General features: G+C 60.5%; 3 protein-coding genes and 2 pseudogenes. 2 read left to right on the top strand and 3 right to left on the bottom strand.

The window, feature by feature from the left end; translation table 11 throughout:
- Together EOA86_RS39890 and EOA86_RS02720 are read right to left on the bottom strand one after the other, a co-directional pair.
- Positions 1 to 194: pseudogene (locus EOA86_RS39890) on the bottom strand (metalloregulator ArsR/SmtB family transcription factor); the annotation flags it as partial.
- A gap of 158 nt (positions 195 to 352) precedes the next feature.
- Positions 353 to 1234, bottom strand: a complete 882-nt coding sequence (locus tag EOA86_RS02720; protein ID WP_128340637.1) for an alpha/beta hydrolase — start codon at positions 1232 to 1234, stop codon at positions 353 to 355.
- Between the two features lie 97 nt (positions 1235 to 1331).
- On the opposite strand from EOA86_RS02720, the gene EOA86_RS02715 reads away from it, so the two are divergent.
- Positions 1332 to 1859, top strand: a complete 528-nt coding sequence (locus EOA86_RS02715; RefSeq protein ID WP_127211056.1) for a helix-turn-helix domain-containing protein — start codon at positions 1332 to 1334, stop codon at positions 1857 to 1859.
- A 78-nt stretch (positions 1860 to 1937) separates the two neighbouring features.
- The gene (locus EOA86_RS02710; protein ID WP_029348749.1) at positions 1938 to 2171 is read left to right on the top strand and encodes a hypothetical protein; all 234 of its coding nucleotides are present in this window, start codon (positions 1938 to 1940) and stop codon (positions 2169 to 2171) included.
- A 236-nt stretch (positions 2172 to 2407) separates the two neighbouring features.
- On the opposite strand, the pseudogene EOA86_RS02705 reads toward EOA86_RS02710, so the two are convergent.
- Positions 2408 to 2653, bottom strand: a pseudogene (locus EOA86_RS02705) (hypothetical protein); the annotation flags it as partial.

Below are 2653 nucleotides of genomic sequence, written 5' to 3'. Positions count from 1 at the left end.
TTTCCGGGGCGGCCGAGCCCGCTCGCCTCCAGCACGTTCAGGTGCTGGACGACCGCCGACAGCGACATCGCAAGCGGCTCGGCCAACTGGCTGACCGAGGCGGGGCCGCACGACAGCCGCTCCACCATGTGCCGCCGCGCCGGGTCGGCGAGCGCCTGGAACATCAGGTCGAGCTGGGCGCTATCTTGCAGCATCGGACTTAACCGTTGTTGTAGGGGAAGAGCTTGAAGTAGGACATTGTTTCGCTCGTTCCTTTGGTGGTTCGCCGCTGCGTGTTTTACAGAGAGCCAGACACTGAAGCATCTACTTAACTATTGTCACGGAGATAGTGTGTCAAGGTCCGGCTCAGCGCCTATTTGGCTTGGCTATGGGTGACGATGGCATCAACGATCGCGGCCCAGTCGTCGGGATGCAGTTCATGGCCGCCGCCCTCGATGCGGACAAGGCTTGCGCCGGCAACTGCTTCGGCAAGGGCGGCGCCATGCTCGACCGGAAAAATCGGATCCGCTGTGCCGTGGATAACGAGGAGCGGAACCTTCAACTCGTCCAGGCGACCCCTCCAGTCTTCGCCGCCCCGATCTTCGCCGCCCCGATCTTCACCGCCCCGATCTTCACCGCTCGTGAGCAGGAAGTGATTGGTCGCGCTCAAGAAGCCGCCGGATCGGTCGTAATCCTGTTCGACGAACGCCCTCGTCAGCTTCTCGTCGAATAGATGCGCGGTGCCGGCGATTGCGTGCGCGTCCTTGACCATGAAGTCGACCACCTGGTCACGGTTCGACCAGTCGACTTTCGCGCCTTTGGCGGAATGCTTCACGTAGGCGTCGGTCATGGCTGGCAGATGCGACGTGTCGATCCCGATTGGCGAAGTGCTGATCGCCGTAAGCGAGATGACCCGCGACTGATGCTTCAGCGCCACAAGCTGCGCGATCATGCCGCCCATCGACATGCCGGCCACATGCGCTTTCGCGATGCCATAACTGTCTAGGACGCGGATGGCGTCGTCCGCCATGTCGTCGAAAGTGTAAGGCGGTTCGCCCGGCGCATATTTGGTCGAGCGGCCGGTATCGCGATTGTCATAGCGGATCACGAACAGACCCTTGCCGGCCAATTTCCGGCAGAACGCCTCCGGCCACCAGAGCATCGAAGCCATGGCACCCATGATCAGCAGCATCGGTGGGTGCGCGGGATCGCCAAATGTCTGGGACGCGATTTCCGGTTCCACTTCCTTTGTCATCTTCGCAGTCTCCTCCTAAAACCGATTGCTTTTTGCAATCAGTTGCACGATAATAAGACTGATATGATAATGCAACCGGTTTCTTTCGGAGAATCGCATGAGCATTGATCGCCGGTCTGGGTGCCCGATCAACCTGTCGCTTGAAGTGTTTGGCGACCGGTGGAGCCTGATCATCCTTCGCGACGTGATTTTCGGCGGCAAACGCCACTTTCGCGACCTGCTCAACGGGTCGCTGGAAGGAATCGCTTCCAACATACTCGCTGATCGGCTGAAGCGGCTGATGGAGCTCGGCATGCTGACCAGGGCGGACGATCCCACCCACAAGCAGAAGGCAATCTACAGCCTGACTGAAATGGCGATCACGCTGGTGCCGATCCTGGCGCATCTCGGCGCCTGGGGTCGCGTCTGGCTGCCTGTCAGCGAGGAGCTCTCGATCCGCGCCGAGCTTCTGGAGAAGGGTGGCCCGCCGATGTGGGAAAAGTTCATGGACGAACTGCGCCACGAACATCTGGGCACGCCTTCCGACACGCCCCCGGAGGCTACCGTGCGTGCCACCCTGCAGGCCGGATATGAGGCGGTTGCCGCCCGAAAGGCGCCGGGCGCCAAGTGCGATTCCCGCGCCTGACCAACTTATTTTCCCCATTGCAGGTCGGCTCTGCTATCAAAGGAATGAAAACTATAATTTACGGGATTGGAAAAGCCCTTGGTTGAGAACTCTAAGGATACTGCCCGCGCGCGGGCCGATTTGCGTTTCAAAAAGCAGGAAGAGGCAGCCACGGTTCGCCAGAAGGCGATGGCGGAATATGTCGCCGAGAGCGACGCCCGCCAGATAAAGACCAACAAACTGAGGGCGCTCCGCCTCGCCAAGGAAGCGGAAGACCTCGCCAATGCGCCGGCTGCTCCGGTGAAGAAGCCGGCGCGCGCCAAGAAAAAATAGGGCTGGTTCGCAGCGCATAATGCTGGAAGCCGGAATCGGTTTCCGGAAAGAAGCTTGCGCGATTCAAATTGCAGACCGTCCTTTGCGCGTCGCACTGCGCTCTAATCTTCGATAACCTATCTGAAAATCGCCGGCGTCTCCGACGTGCCGGCGCGGGCGTGTCCTGCCCGTCGCCGGCGGGTGCTGATCCGCGACGAGGCCGGCGCCATCATCGGCGCTGTTGAGGCCGGGCCCCTCTAGCCCATGTTTATGTCACGAGTGGCCGCTCGCATCGACACCGAGAAGCCGGCCAGGACGTCGACCAGTGTGATGACCATCAGTGTGAAGAAAACCGAGTGCGCCGCGCCCTTCACCAGCAGGAACTCGACCAGGAACGCCACGAAGACGAAGGTCGACAACAGGTGGTCCATGATCGAGGCGTTCGACGTGCGCGTCGATTTCACGATTTCGATGAAGAAGAGGATCAGCCCGATCAGCACCTG

Source organism: Mesorhizobium sp. M5C.F.Ca.IN.020.32.2.1 (assembly GCF_004023105.1).
Taxonomy (GTDB): domain Bacteria; phylum Pseudomonadota; class Alphaproteobacteria; order Rhizobiales; family Rhizobiaceae; genus Mesorhizobium; species Mesorhizobium wenxiniae.
The sequence above is the reverse complement of the archived record's forward strand: the minus strand, read 5'-3'. Positions and strand labels throughout refer to the sequence as shown.

Coding starts and splice junctions, on each gene's coding strand:
- EOA86_RS02715 (WP_127211056.1), top strand. CDS start 1,332: ATGAGCATTGATCGCCGGTCTGGGTGCCCGATCAACCTGTCGCTTGAA.
- EOA86_RS02720 (WP_128340637.1), bottom strand. CDS start 1,234: ATGACAAAGGAAGTGGAACCGGAAATCGCGTCCCAGACATTTGGCGAT.